Source organism: Polaribacter glomeratus (assembly GCF_002954665.1).
Classification (GTDB): domain Bacteria; phylum Bacteroidota; class Bacteroidia; order Flavobacteriales; family Flavobacteriaceae; genus Polaribacter; species Polaribacter glomeratus.
This window is the reverse complement of record NZ_MSCM01000001.1, coordinates 2,146,209-2,161,210: the sequence shown is the minus strand read 5'-3', so window position 1 is coordinate 2,161,210 and position 15,002 is coordinate 2,146,209. Positions and strand designations below refer to the sequence as shown.

Genomic DNA, 15,002 nt, shown 5'->3' with positions numbered 1-15,002 from the left:
ACGATGAAAAGATTCCTTATTTTATTTCTTGCATTTTTTGCAGTCAAAAATAGTGCTGCTCAAGACCCTAATTGGTATTTAAATACGTTTAATTATCAGTATAGCATGACTTTTATAGCTTTCTTAAATGTAAATGGTAAAACGCTTTCTGCTACAACAGATAAAGTTGTTGCTTTTGTAAATGGGGAAGTTAGAGGAGTTGCAAATGTAACCTATGTTGCTAGTGCAAATAAATATGTGGCGTATTTAAGTGTATATGCGAATAATAGTGGAGAAACCATCAATTTTAAAATGTACGATAGTGCTACTGAAAATGTTTTGACAGTAGATAAAACACAAAATTTTATGATTGATGGTCATTTAGGAGGTATTTTTCAATCATATAGCATTGCAAGTCCTGCTTTAAAGAACCAAGCAGTTTTAAATTCGTTTTCATTTTCTAATGTTACACCAGTTTCACAAACCATAAACAACCAAAAAATAAATGTGGTTGTACCTTATGGAACTGATGTAACTAACTTATTAGCTGAATTTAGTGTCAGTTCTGGCGCTAATTTTTTTGTAGAAAGTGTGCAGCAAGTTTCGTCAACTTCTGCTCAAAATTTTACAAATACTGTTTTGTACAAGCTTTTATCCGAAGATGAAACTGTTTTAATTGAATATGATGTAACTGTTTCTCTAGAAAATACAGCTTTGGCACAACCAAATATTACGTTAAGTTCAGTAGTAAATTCTATGGTTAAAACAGCACCCATTTTAGTAAATATGGCAACTAATATTGCGATTTTAAATTTTGCTGAAGATGTTTTTTTAGTGGAAAACGCAATAGTTTCATCCATAGAAAAAGTAAACGATTTGTTATATACTATTAAAATTGTGCCTATTCAACAAGGAGTTTTTTCTATTGAAATTCCAGAAAACGCTGTGTTTAATCTTCAAGAATTAGGCAATTTAGCCTCTAATAAAGTGATGCTTAGCTATGATTTGGTGAGTCCTTATTTGTTGTCAATCAAAAGAAAAAATCCGGTAAATGAAATAACAACTTTAGATGTTTTGGAGTTTAATGTCGTTTTTAGTGAAGCTGTTGAAAATGTTTTTTCCAACGATTTTGAAACTGTAGCAAATGCAAGACACACACTTGTCAAAGTAAATGAAACTAATTACACACTTAAAATTGAGAATGTTAATAATTTTATTGGAGTAATATCTTTACGAATAAAGCCCACAAACACTATTCAAGATAAAGCGGGTAATTTATTAAGAAACACTGTAGTTAATGTGTATCAAAACTAAAAAAATGCAAAAAATGAAAACTAACTTATTTTTTATTTTTTTAATGGGTTTTTTTATAAAATCGATAAATTCTCAAAATCCAAATTGGACTGTGAATGCTTCTAGTTATCAGTATAGCATGACGTTTACATCGTTTTTAAATGTTAATGGCGCTACTTTAACCAATACAAATGATGCAGTTGCAGCCTTCGTAGATGGAGAAATAAGAGGGGTTTCTAAGGTTCAATTTGTGCAAAGTGCCAATAAATATGTTTCTTTTTTAACGGTTTTTGCAAATACTAATAACGAAATTATCAATTTCAAAATTTATAATAGCAACTCAAATACTGTTGTAAATACCGATACATCAGAAATTTTTAAAATTGATGGAAATTTCGGAGGCATCTCCCAGTCTTATAGTATTGCGAGTCCGAAATTAAGTGAAATTGCACAGATTACCTCCTTTAGATTTGATGGAATTACAGCAGTTTCAGTAAACATTTCTTCGGATAAAATAAGCATTATTTTACCAAATAATTCTGATGTTTCGTCCTTAATACCTGTTTTTGAATCGAGTGCAAAATCCAAAGTTTTTGTGAATGAAGTTGTGCAAACTTCAGGAAAAGATTTGCAAAATTTCATCAATAAAGTTGAATATAAAGTATTGTCAGAAGATGAATCTACACTTAAAGAGTATCTAGTTTCTGTCTCTGAAGCATTTAATAATAATCCAACTTCTACTACTATTTCTACCACTAATAATTTGTTTACAAATTTAGTTCCTGTAAATGTAGAAGTTGCTTTTTCTAAAGCTGTTTCTGGTTTTAAAAAAGCCGATATTGTGCTAGAAAATGCAGTTGTTGCTTCCTTTTCAACTACCAATTCACAAAGTTATCAACTTACGCTTGTTCCAAAATCTCAAGGATTTTTTTCAATTACAATACCTGCAAATATTGCTGTTGATGCAAATAGTAATCAAAATGAAATATCAAACACATTAGAATTTGTGTTCGACCTTTCCAAACCTATAATCACTGCTATTTCTTTGGATAAAAACGAAAGTTCCACTTGGTTTTTAATCACTTTTAATGAAGAGGTTTTAAATGTAGATTCAGCAGATTTTGAGTTAGTGGGTTTGGCATCTACAGATTTAGAAATAGCAGAAATTACGGCTATTTCTAATGCGCAATATAAAATTCAACTTGCTAATTTAAACACAAAAATAGGCGTCATCTCGTTGCAAACTACAGCTTCAAATAATATAAGAGATAAAAGTAATAATGCTTTAGTAAATGCAACTTTTGAAGCGTATTTTCTAAATAATGAAGTACTTACTGTAAATGATGTAACTCTTGAAAAAAATATAAGTATTTTTCCAAATCCTGCTAAAAATAATATCAATATAATTTTAGACAAGGGTGAGGTAAATCAAATTATTTTATATGACTTATCAGGAAAAAAAATTGTAGAAAAGCATATTAGACAACAAAAAATGATTTTAGATATTAAAAAAGTTAAAACTGGAATTTATTTTTTGAGCATTGTTTCTGATCAAGGAAACTTTATGAAGAAGATCATTATAAATTAATAATTGTAAGATCACCAATTCCATTAGCAATTTAATTATAAAGGCAAAAGCGCTTTTAAATTTACAAATTAATATGGATAGCGTAAAGACTTACATCATCAATTAATTGAATGTTCTATAAGTATAGGTACTTATTTTTTGCAGCAACTACTTATTACTTTCCTCCTATAATTAAAGTATTTTTACCGAGTATAAAAACATTAGAAATTGCTGTAGGGAAATAAAGTACACACGTTTATATAAAAATAATTAGAAGCATTATATATTTAAAATAGGTGTATTTGAATGTTTTTTCTCTGATAAAGTTAAAGAAAAAGAAAACATTTTTTGTTAGATGATAGTAGTTAAACATCTAAATTGTAGTGAAGTTCTCTGAGATAAAATATAATTTGTTAGCATTTTGATAGATTCAACCAAAAATAACTAACCAAACTTTTAACTATCAAAGCTTTTTTTAAATAGAGAACCCAACTTTTTTTTGTTAAAGCCTCATGTCTTTTTAAGATGTGAGGTTTTTTTATTTTGTGGAAATAAAATTTTTACTTCTGTTTTATTTAATTTAGAACAATTATAAATAATAATTTTAACAAAATATATACTTCAAAACATACAGTAAATACTGCTTAAAAACATTAAATTTGCTTGATTTTTTTAGATAACTAAAATTCCTAATTTACTATGTCAAAAGACATTCGTATTAAAAAAGGCTTAGATATTAAGCTTGTTGGTATTGCAGAAAAAAACACTACAAAAGTTTCTTTAAGTGGTGTTTATGCAATTAAACCAGCAGATTTTCATGGAATTACACCTAAACTTACTGCCAAAGAAGGAGTAAAAGTAAAAGCTGGTGAATCGCTTTTTTATTCAAAAAGTGACGAACGTATTTTATTTTGTAGTCCTGTTTCTGGTCAAGTTATAGAGGTAATTCGTGGAGCAAGAAGAAAAGTATTAGCAATTAAGATTGCTGCTGATCCAGCTCAAGAGTATAAACAATTTGAAACTAAAGATGCGGCAAAAATGTCTGCAGAAGAGGTTAAGAATTATTTATTTGCTTCGGGTTGTTGGCCATTTATAAAACAACGTCCTTATGATGTTGTCGCAAACCCAAATCAAGCACCAAAAGCTATTTTTGTGTCTGCCTATGCAAGTGCGCCACTAGCTGCTGATTTAGATTATACTTTGGCTGGTAAAGAAGCAGAATTACAGGCTGCAATTACTGCAGTTTCAAAACTAACGGAAGGTAAAGTTCATGTTTCTGTTGGCGCTAATTCTAATTCTCCATTAGCAAAATTAAATGGAGTAGAACTTCATAAGGTTTCAGGCCCTCATCCTTCAGGAAATGTAAGTACTCAAATTGGAAAACTAGATCCTATTAATAAAGGTGAAGTTGTTTGGGTTGTTACGCCTCAAGATTTAGTAATAATAGGTGAGTTACTTTTAACAGGTAAGTTTAATGCTACAAGAACTATAGCTTTAACGGGTTCTAAATTTAATAAACCACAATATGTAACTGCAATAGCAGGTGCAAATATTACTGATATTGTTGCTAATAATTTAGATAACGACAATACTAGAATTATTAGTGGTAATGTTTTATCTGGAGTAGAAGTAAAAGAAGATGGCTATTTAGGGTATTATGATAACCAATTAACTGCAATTCCAGAAGGAAATGATTATGAGCTTTTTGGGTGGACTAAACCTGTTTTTAATAAAGTTTCTACATCAAGAGCATTAACTTTTTCTTGGTTAACACCAAAGAAAAAATTTGATTTAAACACCAATACAAATGGCGAGCATAGAGCTTTTGTAGTTACCGGTTCTTATGAAAAAGTGTTTCCTTTAGATATTTATCCAATGCAATTGTTAAAAGCATTTATGTATAAAGATTTAGATGAAATGGAAGCTTTAGGGGGTTACGAGATAGCACCAGAAGATTTTGCGTTAACGGAATTTATATGTGTATCTAAACAACCTCATCAGAAAATAATAAGAGAAGGTTTAGATTTAATGAGAGAAGAATTAGGATAAGGTTATGGGCTTAAAAGAAAACTTACATAATTTAAAAGAGAAATATAAAGGAACAAAAATGGCGCCTGCATTTAATGCGATCCATACCTTTTTATATTTACCGAATGAAGTTACTCATGGAGGAACTCATATAAAAGCAGCAGACGATTTAAAGCGTACCATGAACACGGTAATTTTAGCTTTAGTTCCATGTTTGATTTTTGGAATGTTTAATGCTGGTTATCAGCATTACGCGGCAATAGATGGCTCACTAAGAGCAGATGTATTAGCAAACTTTTTTACTTTTGATAACCTTTGGATAGGTATTATAAAAGTATTACCACTTGTAATTATTTCTTACGGAGTTGGCCTTTTAGTCGAATTTATTTTCGCAGTTATAAAAGGGCATGAAGTTGAAGAAGGATATTTGGTAACGGGTATGTTAGTTCCGTTAATTGTGCCTGTAGATACACCACTTTGGATGTTAGCTGTTGCAGTTGTTTTTGGAGTTATAATTGGTAAAGAGGTATTTGGTGGTACAGGAATGAACATCTTAAACCCTGCTTTAACAATTAGAGCATTTTTATTTTTTGCATACCCAACGTGGATGTCTGGAGATAAAGTTTGGGTGCAAGGAGCAGTAGAAAGAGCAAATGAAATAGCTGCAGGTTCAAGTGCAGACGCAATTTCTGGAGAAACTATTCTAGGAAGTTATGCACAAAATCAAGAAGTAATTTATTCTACTTTTGATAAATTTATGGGATTTATTCCCGGTTCTGTGGGTGAAACATCTACATTCTTGATCCTTTTAGGAGCAGGATTCTTGATTTTCACCAAAATTGGTAGCTGGAGAATTATTTTGTCAACCTTTATAGGAGCCGCGGTTATGGGACTAATTTTTAATCAAGTTGTCGCAGCAGATATTATTACAGAATCTAGTAAATTTTACGGATTAATGAATACAGTTTGGTGGGAACACTTAATGATTGGTGGTTTGGCTTTTGGAGCAGTTTATATGGCTACAGATCCAGTAACAGCATCACAAACAAATAAAGGAAAATGGATTTACGGTTTCTTAATTGGTTTTATATCAATTATGATACGTGTATTTAATCCTGCATATCCAGAAGGAGTGTTTTTAGCAATCTTGTTAATGAATGTTTTCGCTCCAACAATAGACCATTACGTGGTTCAAGGAAATGTAACTAATAGATTAAAACGAGCTAAAGTTAAAACTGCCTAATTATGAGTAAGAGAACAGATAGTAATAGTTATACAATAATTTTTGCCGTAATAATGGTGTTAATTGTTGGTTCGTTGTTAGCATTTTTTGCTTCATCATTAAAACCAAATATTGATGAAAACAAAAGAATAGAGAAACAACAAAATATCCTGTATGCAATGGGTATAAACGAAAATGATGAGTCAAGTGCAAACTTTGTTTCTACAGATAAAGCTGGTGCTGATTTTAAAAAGTATATTAAAAGACAAATTGTTATTCAGGGGGATAAAATTTCTGAAGATGAAAATGCATATTTAATTGATGTAAAAAAACAACAAGCTTTTGCAAAAGAAGGTAAAGACAGAAAACTGCCTTTATTTATTGGAGAAAAAGATGGCGTTACTTTTTATGTAGCACCAATTTTAGGAAAAGGACTTTGGGATGCAATTTGGGGGTATGTTTCTTTGGATGAAAATATGGTTGTTCAAGGAGCTTACTTTGATCATAAAGGTGAAACACCTGGTTTAGGAGCAAACATTAAGCAACGTTTTTTTATGGACGATTTTATTGGCGAACATTTAATGACCGATGCAGGAGTTTTTAAAGGAGTTACTGTTGCCAAAGGAAATAATGATCCAAAGAACGAAAATAAAACAGATTATGAAGTAGATGCAATTGCTGGTGCAACAATTACTGGTGATGGAGTTTCTGCTATGATGAAATCTGATTTAAAATTATACGTACCTTATTTTAATTCATTAAAAAAATAATTTATGGCACTTTTATCAAAAAAAGACACCGCATTACTGACAGACCCATTAGCAGACAATAACCCTATTACAATTCAGGTATTAGGTATTTGTTCGGCATTGGCAATTACAGCAGAATTAAAAGCATCAATTGTAATGGCAGTATCGGTAATGGCAGTATTAGCTATCGGTAACGTAGTAATTTCACTTTTACGTAATGTTATTCCATCAAAAATTAGAATTATAGTGCAGCTTATTGTAGTTGCGGCTTTAGTTATTATTGTTGATTTAGTTTTAAAGGCATTTGCTTACGAATTAAGTAAAACACTATCTGTTTTTGTTGGTTTGATCATTACAAACTGTATTATTATGGGACGTTTTGAAGCTTTTGCTTTAGGAAACAAACCATGGAGATCTTTCTTAGACGGAATAGGAAATGCAGCTGGTTACGGTTTAATCTTGATTATTGTTGGTTTCTTTAGAGAGCTTTTGGGTTCTGGAACTTTATTAGGATTTAAAGTGTTAGGAGATCCGATAGAAAAAACAGGATTATACGCAATTGGTTATGAAAATAACGGTTTTATGTTATTATCACCAATGGCTTTAATTGTAGTTGGTATTATTATTTGGATTCAACGTAGTAGAAACACCTCATTAATAGAAGAAAATTAAATACAATTATCAGTGCGCTGTTTTTAATGAATATAAACATTGAAAACTGATTACTGATAACTTATAATTGTAAAGAATATGGAACACATAGAATTATTTTTCAAATCGATATTTATAGATAACATGGTTTTTGCAACCTTTTTAGGAATGTGCTCTTATCTTGCTGTATCAAAAAAAGTAGCTACTGCTGTTGGTTTAGGAGCAGCTGTAATCTTTGTATTAGCAGTAACTGTGCCTTTAAACTGGTTGTTAGATCAGTATTTATTACAAGAAGGCGCATTATCTTGGTTGGGTGCAGAATACGCACAATATGATTTAAGTTTCTTGTCATTCATCATGTTTATTGCAACGATTGCAACCATGGTGCAACTAGTAGAGATTATTGTAGAGAAATTTTCACCGTCTTTATACAACTCATTAGGTATTTTTTTACCTTTAATTGCTGTAAACTGCGCTATTTTAGGAGGAAGTTTATTTATGCAATCTCGTGAAATCCCTACTTTAGGTTTAGCACTTACTTATGGTGTTGGTTCTGGAATTGGATGGTTTTTAGCAATTTTAGCAATTGCTGCAATTCGCGAAAAAATACGTTATTCAAGTGTTCCTCCTGCATTAAGAGGATTAGGAATTACGTTTATCATCACAGGGTTGATGGCAATTGGTTTTATGAGTTTTGGAGGAATGTTAACTGGAGGTGATGAACCTGCGGTAGATAAACCAAAAGTAGAAGCTAAAGTTGAAAGTAAAGAAGTAAAAAAAGAAGCTAAAGAAATAGTAGCAAATAATACAAATATAAATCCATAGAAGAATGATATTAGCAGCAGGTACAACAGGAACCATTTTTGCAACAGTAGCAGCTTTCTTATTAATAACACTTTTATTAGTGTCGTTGTTATTGTTTGTAAAACAAAAATTATCTCCCTCAGGTCCGGTAACAATTACCATAAACGGAGAAAAGAAAATAGTAGTAGGATCTGGAAGTACTCTTTTAACAACACTTGGAAACGAGAAAATATTTTTACCATCGGCGTGTGGTGGTGGTGGATCATGTGTACAGTGTGAATGCCACGTTTTAGAAGGTGGAGGAGAGGCACTGCCAACAGAAACACCTCACTTTACAAAAAAGGAGTTAAAAACAGGAGTACGTTTAGCATGTCAGGTTAAAGTAAAACAAGACATGAATATTACAATTCCAGAGGAAGTATTCGGAATAAAAAAATGGGATGCAGTGGTTGTTAGAAATTACAATGTAGCTTCATTTATTAAAGAATTCGTTGTTGAGATCCCTGCAGACATGGGATACAAAGCAGGTGGATATATTCAAATTGAAATACCTCCATGTGAAGTTAAGTTTGCTGATATGGATATTACAGCGCATCCAGAAGAGCACGAAACTCCAGATAAATTTAAAGCAGAATGGGATAAGTTTAAACTTAGACCATTAGTAATGAAAAATTCGGAAACGATAGAAAGAGCATATTCTATGGCTTCTTACCCAGCAGAGGGAAGAGAAATTATGTTAAACGTACGTATTGCTACACCACCATTTGATAGAGCAAAAGGCGGATGGATGGATGTAAACCCAGGAATAGCTTCGTCTTACATTTTTAGTCTAAAGAAAGGTGATAAGTGTACTATTTCAGGACCTTACGGTGAGTTCTTTATCAACGAATCTGAATCGGAAATGTTATATGTAGGTGGTGGAGCAGGTATGGCACCAATGCGTTCTCACTTATATCATTTATTCAGAACTTTAAAGACAGGTAGAAAAGTAACTTATTGGTACGGAGGTCGTTCTAAAGCAGAGCTGTTTTATATGGATCATTTTAGAGCTTTAGAAAAGGATTTTCCAAACTTTAAATTCTTCATCGCGTTATCAGATCCTTTAGAGACTGATAACTGGAAAGTTAAAAAAGATATTAATGATGAAGCTGGAGATGGTTTTATGGGATTCATTCACAATTGTGTAATTGAGAACTATTTAAATCACCATGAAACACCAGAAGATTTAGAATTATATTTCTGTGGACCACCGTTAATGAATAATGCGGTTCAAAAAATGGGTGAAGACTTTGGTTTAGCAGACGAGAATATCCGTTTTGATGACTTTGGTGGATAAACAGCATATTTATTTCAGTACTATATAAATTAAAAAAGTCGATTCATTTATGAATCGACTTTTTATTTTATAATCGTAAAAGAATAAAATAATCAGATTAATTATTTGTCTTTAATCGTAATATCAACATTTCCTTTTTTATCAGTTTTAATACTCCCTTGAGGTGTTTCAATATTTACTTCGCCTTCAGTTTCTACTTTTGGTTTTTCTTGCTTTTTTTTATCTTCTCTGCAAGAAGTTAATGATAATGATAAACAGAGTACAATAAATAATAACTTTTTCATATATCTTAAATTTAGAATTACTGCAATTTAAACCAATTCTAATTAGAATATACTTTTATTTCTATTTATCCTAAAAAAGTTTCTAAATGATAGACAGGTTCCCCATCTTCTTGCTCAAACAGTTTAGAGTAATCTAAGATGTAAGGAATACCATCTAATTTGCACAATAATTCAACCACATTGCATAAACCATCAAACAAAACTTCGTTAGAGGTTGGGTTTTTAGGTTTAGGATTGTAATGGCATAAAGGTGTTTTAAATCCGCAAGAATCTAAAAACAATTTTTCAATCTGTAAGATTTCTTCAGGAGAATATCCGTTAAATTTTCTTCCTAAGTTTTGATGAACTCTGCCTACATAACTTAATTTTAATGAACCATGCTGATCAGATAAATGTTTCCAACTATCATGGTTATCTAAAATATTACCAACAGCGCATGCTGTGCAATCTTCTGGATTTAATCTGTTATTATGGTAGGCATTATATAACTTTATTAATGCAGCTTCTAGTCTTTTTGTTGTTTTCATCAGTAACCAATTTATCTTTATTAAAAGTACTGATTATTTATAACGATTGCAAATTCGTTTTTGAATACTTAATATTTAGAATAATATTAAATAACACGTCTTTAGCTATTTTTTTTAAATGATTAAATCGTATTTTTGAACACCTAATTATCATAATGAAAAGGATTTCTAAAATATTAAAAAAGAACAAGTATCTTAAAATAAAATTAAAGAAAATTGCCACGAATCATTTAGAGTTAAAAGCGAAGATAAATGGTGTTAAAGGACGTTTTATTTTAGATACAGGTGCTTCAAATTCATGTGTTGGTTTAGATAGAATTGCATATTTTAATTTAGATGCTCAAGAAAGCGAAACCAAAGCTGCTGGTGCAGGAGCTATTGGCATGGAGACGCAGCAATCAGAGAACAATACCCTTAAAATTGGCAATTGGAAAACAACTAAATGTCATTTAGTCTTGTTCGATTTATCGCATGTAAACACTGCTTTAACGCAGCACAATGCAGATGAAGTTCATGGAATTATTGGAGCAGATATTTTACATAAAGGAAAGGCTTTTATCGATTATCCTAACAGAATACTTTACCTTAAAAAAAGGAGGAAATAATAATACTTAATAATCACAAAATATAAAATATGAGTTTGCAAACACAAGTAATGGACAAAATGAAAGAGGCCATGAAAGCAAAAGATACAATTGCTTTACAAGCTTTAAGAGCTGTTAAATCTGCTTTTTTGTTAGCCAAAACAGAAACGGGCGTTAAAGAAGAATTGACAGAAGAACAAGAAGTTAAAATTATTCAAAAGCAAGTTAAACAAAGAAAAGATAGTGCAGCTATTTTCATAGAACAAGGAAGACAAGATTTAGCAGATCCTGAATTAATTGAGTTGGCTGTTTTAGAACAATTTTTACCCGAAGCAGTATCAGACGAAAAAATAGAAGAAGTGGTAATTACAACAATTAAAATGTTGGGCGCTTCTGGAATGCAAGATATGGGGAAAGTTATGGGTGTTGTTTCTGCAGAATTAGCAGGTAAAGCAGATGGTAAAACAATTTCTACGTTGGTGAAAAAGAATTTAATGGGTTAAGTTTTTAGTACAATAATGGCTGTGTAGTTCAATTGGATAGAATATCAGATTTCGGCTCTGATGGTTGAAGGTTCGAGCCCTTTCACAGTCACATATAAAGCCTCAAAACATTTTAGTTTTGAGGCTTTTTTGATTTTTATTGCTATACGTTCCATCATCTAATAAAAGCCGGCTATAAAAGTGTTTATACATGATAAAAATCATCTTTTAAAATCTATTTTTTACTGAAATTTGTGTTAGAAATTAAAGAGTAATATCATGAAAAAAAGAACTCCTATATCAAAAATAATGACATCAAATGTTGTCACATTAAATATAACCGATACGTTAGAAACAGCAGAAAAATTATTTAAAGAACATAATATTCGCCATATTCCTATTATTCAAAATAAAGAGGTAATAGGCATGTTAAGTTATACAGACCTTTTAAGAATTAGTTATTCTGATGTATCTGAGGATGAAAAGAGTGTGGATACGTTTATGTATGACATGTTTACAATAAAGCAAGTTATGGCAAAAAACTTGTATATGGTTGCACCGTATGCGTCGGTTAAAGATGTTGCAAAATTGCTATCTAAACAAGAGTTTCATGCGCTACCAGTGGTAGAAGATAATGAGTTGGTTGGTATTGTAACTACAACAGATTTAATCAACTTTTTAGTTGATAATTTATAATTTTTAAAGAGAAAATTGGTTAGTTACTTAGTTAGCGGAAAGAGGCTTTTTTAATAGCCTCTTTTTATTTGTTTTAAAAAAAGATTTCAACTCTAATGAAGTGTTTAAAAACTTTAAAATATGCTGCCTAATATAAAATTGTATGCTATTTTTTTAAGAATATTCTGATGTTAATTCATCTACAATTAAACCATCTTCTAACGTTTGTATAACTCCTAAAGCAGCTCTTTCTCCCGAAATCATAGCAGCATTTAAAGAACCGTTTAGCAAAATATCACCAGCTAAAAATATAGCAGATGTTAGTTTCGTTTCTGTACTTGAAATCTCATATTGAAGATTGGTTAATTTTGGCAACGCCATGTTAATTCGGTAACGTTTTAAAAATTTTATATCAAAAATGTTGCAATATGTTTTTAAATCTTCTGTTACTTTTTTAACTAATTTTTCTTCGGATAAATCATGTTCTTTAACAATTGTAACCGAAAGTAATTCTTGTTTTGCTTTTGCTGATGTTTCTATAGATGTATGATAAAAAATATTATTAATTAATGCTTTTTCATCCGCAATTAAACCGATAATAGGTTTTTGAATATTTCTGGTTTTGCTTTCAAAATAAAGGGTATCACAACTTTTCCATGTAGTTTCTTGGTTTTTTAAATTAGAAACTAAATGACTTGCTTCTGTGGCAATAATGGTAAAATGAGTTTTAATTTCTGATCCGTCTTGTAAAATTATGAGGTTGTTTTTTACTTCTTTTACTGATGTATCAAATTGAAATCGCGTCGTTTTTAAATTGTTCTTCAACTGATTTGGGATAGCTTGAATTCCGTTTTTAGGTAGCACCGCTAATCCGTCGCCAAACATTTTATAGACAAATTCGAACATTCTACTTGAAGTTTCTAAATTAGGCTCTAAAAAGATTCCGCTAAAAAATGGTTTAAAAAAGGTTTGAATCATATCTTTAGAAAATCCAAAATTTTGCAGATAGTTTAGGGTTGATTTCTCTTCCGTTTTAAAAATATCAGTCAGTGTTTTTTTCTTTAAAAACGCATTTAATTGTAAGATTTTTATTTTATCAGAAAAAGTACCTACAGATGAAAATAAGGTTGGTAAAAGTAAAGAAAGACTTCGCAAAGGATCACCAATAGTTTGTGATTTGCCATTTTTAAAAATAGTTGCACCAGGTAAAAACTGCTGCAACTCTAAAGCATCATAATTTAGATACTTTTGCGCTGCAGGATACGAAGTTAATAAAACTTGAAAACCATGATCTAAATTATAATCGTTTACAACATCTGTTTTTACCCGACCGCCAACAGAATTAGAAGCTTCAATAATTACAGGGCAATATCCATGATTCTCTAAAATTTGAGCAGCAATTAAACCACTAATTCCTGCACCAATAATATGTATTTTATATGCTGATTTCTCCATTTTCAATTGCTTTTAATTTCGCTGTTTTCTTTAAATAGGACGCTATAATTCTTTGAATATCTCTATTATCTTTTTTAGGTTCTACAAAAAATTGATACTCTTCTGGATTCTCTAATTCTTCAGCTTGTTGTTTTTCTACATAACCGAAACCTTTGTAAATTCCGTCTAAAATTAAAGCAAAACCAACTTCATTTTTAGTTCTTCCTTTTTGTTTGATTACTAAATTTTCTGCGCCAATTCCTACAGATTTTATAGCTGCTCTAACTCGTTTATTATATTCTTCTACAGGTTCATTGCCGCAACAAATACCTTTACACTCTTTAATTTGATAATGAAAACAGCTAGAAACATTGGTTTGTAAAAGACAATATTTGGGGCATAATTCAAATTCTTTACACAGATACTCTAAATGAGTTCTACATTCTGCAATAGAATAGTATTTCATAATTGCATTTGGCGCTAATTTTAAACGATTATAAGCCAGATGAATAATTCCCTTTTGGTCTTCATAAGAAAACAAACCAACAGCTTCACCAGCTCTTCTTTGTGCTCTGTTGTATTTTGGATAAATGTGTTTTATTTCTGAAGATTCTAATAAAAGTGCCAATAATTCACTACCTGTTTTTGTATAAGAAATATCGGCAGTTTCTAGGCACATCGTTTGTTCTTTTTTCTTTTTATCGTAAAAATGGCTGATTACTCGTTGTTTTATATTATTGGCTTTGCCAACATAAATAACTTCTTTAGCAAGATTTTTAAAATAGTAAACGCCGTGTTTTTCGGGCAAATTATCCACTATTATTTTATCTAAAAGCGGTGGTAAAGTAGCTTGCCTCGATTTAGGATTTAAAAAAGAATTGATTGTAAAATTAGTATCTCTTTCTAATAATCTTCTAAATAATTCTGTAGTTGCTTCTGCATCACCTTTTGCTCTGTGTCTGCCATTTATTGGAATGTTTTCTGCAGTACAAATATTACCTAAACTATACGAGCTTAAACCCGGGACAATCTTTCTAGTTAAACGAACTGTACATAGTTTTTTTCGTTTAAAATCAAAACCTAGGTTTTTAAACTCAGCCTGAATAATATTGTAATCAAAATTAACATTATGTGCTACAAAAATAGTGTCTTTAGTAAGTTCTTCTACTTTTTTTGCAATTTCATAAAACTTAGGCGCATTTCTAACCATGGCATTTGTAATACCTGTTAAATTGGTTATAAATGTAGGAATGTTTTGTTCTGGATTTACTAGAGAAGTAAATTCATCAACCACCACTTTGCCATCAAAAACAAAAATAGAAATTTCAGTTATTTTCTGACCTTTATATCCGTTTCCTGTGGTTTCTATGTCTATTACAGTGTACAG

General features: G+C 30.8%; 15 protein-coding genes and 1 tRNA gene. 12 read left to right on the top strand and 4 right to left on the bottom strand.

Annotated features, from left to right (window positions below):
* Positions 1-3 precede the first annotated feature (3 nt).
* The 8 genes from BTO16_RS09185 (at position 4) to nqrF (ending at position 9,629) form a co-directional block, all read left to right on the top strand.
* Positions 4-1,293 (top strand): hypothetical protein, encoded by a 1,290-nt coding sequence (locus tag BTO16_RS09185; RefSeq protein WP_105021286.1) that lies wholly within the window; start codon positions 4-6, stop codon positions 1,291-1,293.
* A gap of 13 nt (positions 1,294-1,306) precedes the next feature.
* On the top strand, positions 1,307-2,860 hold the full coding sequence (locus BTO16_RS09180) for a T9SS type A sorting domain-containing protein (RefSeq protein WP_170064435.1): 1,554 nt from the start codon (positions 1,307-1,309) through the stop codon (positions 2,858-2,860).
* 678 nt (positions 2,861-3,538) lie between these two features.
* Positions 3,539-4,888: a Na(+)-translocating NADH-quinone reductase subunit A gene (locus BTO16_RS09175; RefSeq protein WP_105021284.1), complete on the top strand. Its 1,350-nt coding sequence runs from the start codon at positions 3,539-3,541 to the stop codon at positions 4,886-4,888.
* Positions 4,889-4,892: 4 nt separating this feature from the next.
* Positions 4,893-6,110: an NADH:ubiquinone reductase (Na(+)-transporting) subunit B gene (locus BTO16_RS09170; protein ID WP_105021283.1), complete on the top strand. Its 1,218-nt coding sequence runs from the start codon at positions 4,893-4,895 to the stop codon at positions 6,108-6,110.
* A gap of 2 nt (positions 6,111-6,112) precedes the next feature.
* The gene (locus tag BTO16_RS09165) at positions 6,113-6,859 is read left to right on the top strand and encodes a Na(+)-translocating NADH-quinone reductase subunit C (RefSeq protein ID WP_105021282.1); all 747 of its coding nucleotides are present in this window, start codon (positions 6,113-6,115) and stop codon (positions 6,857-6,859) included.
* Positions 6,860-6,862: 3 nt separating this feature from the next.
* Complete coding sequence (locus tag BTO16_RS09160) at positions 6,863-7,510, top strand: NADH:ubiquinone reductase (Na(+)-transporting) subunit D (RefSeq protein WP_105021281.1); 648 nt, start codon at positions 6,863-6,865, stop codon at positions 7,508-7,510.
* A gap of 78 nt (positions 7,511-7,588) precedes the next feature.
* The gene (gene nqrE / locus BTO16_RS09155) at positions 7,589-8,314 is read left to right on the top strand and encodes an NADH:ubiquinone reductase (Na(+)-transporting) subunit E (RefSeq protein ID WP_105021280.1); all 726 of its coding nucleotides are present in this window, start codon (positions 7,589-7,591) and stop codon (positions 8,312-8,314) included.
* A 4-nt stretch (positions 8,315-8,318) separates the two neighbouring features.
* Entirely contained in the window at positions 8,319-9,629 is a 1,311-nt protein-coding gene (gene nqrF / locus BTO16_RS09150; protein WP_105021279.1) for an NADH:ubiquinone reductase (Na(+)-transporting) subunit F, read from the top strand.
* 101 nt (positions 9,630-9,730) lie between these two features.
* On the opposite strand, the gene BTO16_RS09145 is transcribed toward nqrF, so the two are convergent.
* The gene (locus BTO16_RS09145; protein ID WP_105021278.1) at positions 9,731-9,913 is read right to left on the bottom strand and encodes a hypothetical protein; all 183 of its coding nucleotides are present in this window, start codon (positions 9,911-9,913) and stop codon (positions 9,731-9,733) included.
* A gap of 65 nt (positions 9,914-9,978) precedes the next feature.
* Entirely contained in the window at positions 9,979-10,440 is a 462-nt protein-coding gene (locus BTO16_RS09140; RefSeq protein WP_105021277.1) for a Na(+)-translocating NADH-quinone reductase subunit F, read from the bottom strand.
* A 155-nt stretch (positions 10,441-10,595) separates the two neighbouring features.
* Here BTO16_RS09140 and BTO16_RS09135 point away from each other — a divergent pair, with 155 nt between their 5' ends.
* From BTO16_RS09135 to BTO16_RS09120, 4 genes are all read left to right on the top strand, one after another.
* Positions 10,596-11,045: a retropepsin-like aspartic protease gene (locus BTO16_RS09135; RefSeq protein ID WP_105021276.1), complete on the top strand. Its 450-nt coding sequence runs from the start codon at positions 10,596-10,598 to the stop codon at positions 11,043-11,045.
* A gap of 29 nt (positions 11,046-11,074) precedes the next feature.
* The gene (locus BTO16_RS09130; protein ID WP_105021275.1) at positions 11,075-11,527 is read left to right on the top strand and encodes a GatB/YqeY domain-containing protein; all 453 of its coding nucleotides are present in this window, start codon (positions 11,075-11,077) and stop codon (positions 11,525-11,527) included.
* Positions 11,528-11,544: 17 nt separating this feature from the next.
* A tRNA-Arg gene (locus tag BTO16_RS09125) sits at positions 11,545-11,618 on the top strand.
* A 167-nt stretch (positions 11,619-11,785) separates the two neighbouring features.
* Positions 11,786-12,202 carry a CBS domain-containing protein gene (locus tag BTO16_RS09120; RefSeq protein ID WP_105021274.1) on the top strand — a complete coding sequence of 139 codons (417 nt, stop codon included), beginning with the start codon at positions 11,786-11,788 and terminating at the stop codon, positions 12,200-12,202.
* Positions 12,203-12,355: 153 nt separating this feature from the next.
* Here the strand turns inward: BTO16_RS09120 and BTO16_RS09115 are convergent, their stop codons facing one another.
* Both BTO16_RS09115 and BTO16_RS09110 read right to left on the bottom strand, forming a co-directional pair.
* A complete protein-coding gene (locus tag BTO16_RS09115; protein ID WP_105021273.1) occupies positions 12,356-13,636 on the bottom strand; it encodes an FAD-dependent oxidoreductase in 1,281 nt (426 codons plus the stop codon).
* Positions 13,617-15,002: a 3'-5' exonuclease family protein gene (locus tag BTO16_RS09110; RefSeq protein ID WP_105021565.1), complete on the bottom strand. Its 1,386-nt coding sequence runs from the start codon at positions 15,000-15,002 to the stop codon at positions 13,617-13,619. Before BTO16_RS09110 ends, BTO16_RS09115 begins: the two co-directional genes overlap by 20 nt.

Excerpts from the sequence above, each read along its gene's own strand:
- nqrE (WP_105021280.1), top strand. The coding sequence starts at position 7,589 with ATGGAACACATAGAATTATTTTTCAAATCGATATTTATAGATAACATG.
- BTO16_RS09160 (WP_105021281.1), top strand. The coding sequence starts at position 6,863 with ATGGCACTTTTATCAAAAAAAGACACCGCATTACTGACAGACCCATTA.
- BTO16_RS09185 (WP_105021286.1), top strand. The coding sequence starts at position 4 with ATGAAAAGATTCCTTATTTTATTTCTTGCATTTTTTGCAGTCAAAAAT.
- BTO16_RS09145 (WP_105021278.1), bottom strand. The coding sequence starts at position 9,913 with ATGAAAAAGTTATTATTTATTGTACTCTGTTTATCATTATCATTAACT.
- BTO16_RS09120 (WP_105021274.1), top strand. The coding sequence starts at position 11,786 with ATGAAAAAAAGAACTCCTATATCAAAAATAATGACATCAAATGTTGTC.
- BTO16_RS09180 (WP_170064435.1), top strand. The coding sequence starts at position 1,307 with ATGAAAACTAACTTATTTTTTATTTTTTTAATGGGTTTTTTTATAAAA.
- BTO16_RS09165 (WP_105021282.1), top strand. The coding sequence starts at position 6,113 with ATGAGTAAGAGAACAGATAGTAATAGTTATACAATAATTTTTGCCGTA.
- BTO16_RS09140 (WP_105021277.1), bottom strand. The coding sequence starts at position 10,440 with ATGAAAACAACAAAAAGACTAGAAGCTGCATTAATAAAGTTATATAAT.
- BTO16_RS09175 (WP_105021284.1), top strand. The coding sequence starts at position 3,539 with ATGTCAAAAGACATTCGTATTAAAAAAGGCTTAGATATTAAGCTTGTT.
- nqrF (WP_105021279.1), top strand. The coding sequence starts at position 8,319 with ATGATATTAGCAGCAGGTACAACAGGAACCATTTTTGCAACAGTAGCA.
- BTO16_RS09130 (WP_105021275.1), top strand. The coding sequence starts at position 11,075 with ATGAGTTTGCAAACACAAGTAATGGACAAAATGAAAGAGGCCATGAAA.
- BTO16_RS09115 (WP_105021273.1), bottom strand. The coding sequence starts at position 13,636 with ATGGAGAAATCAGCATATAAAATACATATTATTGGTGCAGGAATTAGT.
- BTO16_RS09135 (WP_105021276.1), top strand. The coding sequence starts at position 10,596 with ATGAAAAGGATTTCTAAAATATTAAAAAAGAACAAGTATCTTAAAATA.
- BTO16_RS09170 (WP_105021283.1), top strand. The coding sequence starts at position 4,893 with ATGGGCTTAAAAGAAAACTTACATAATTTAAAAGAGAAATATAAAGGA.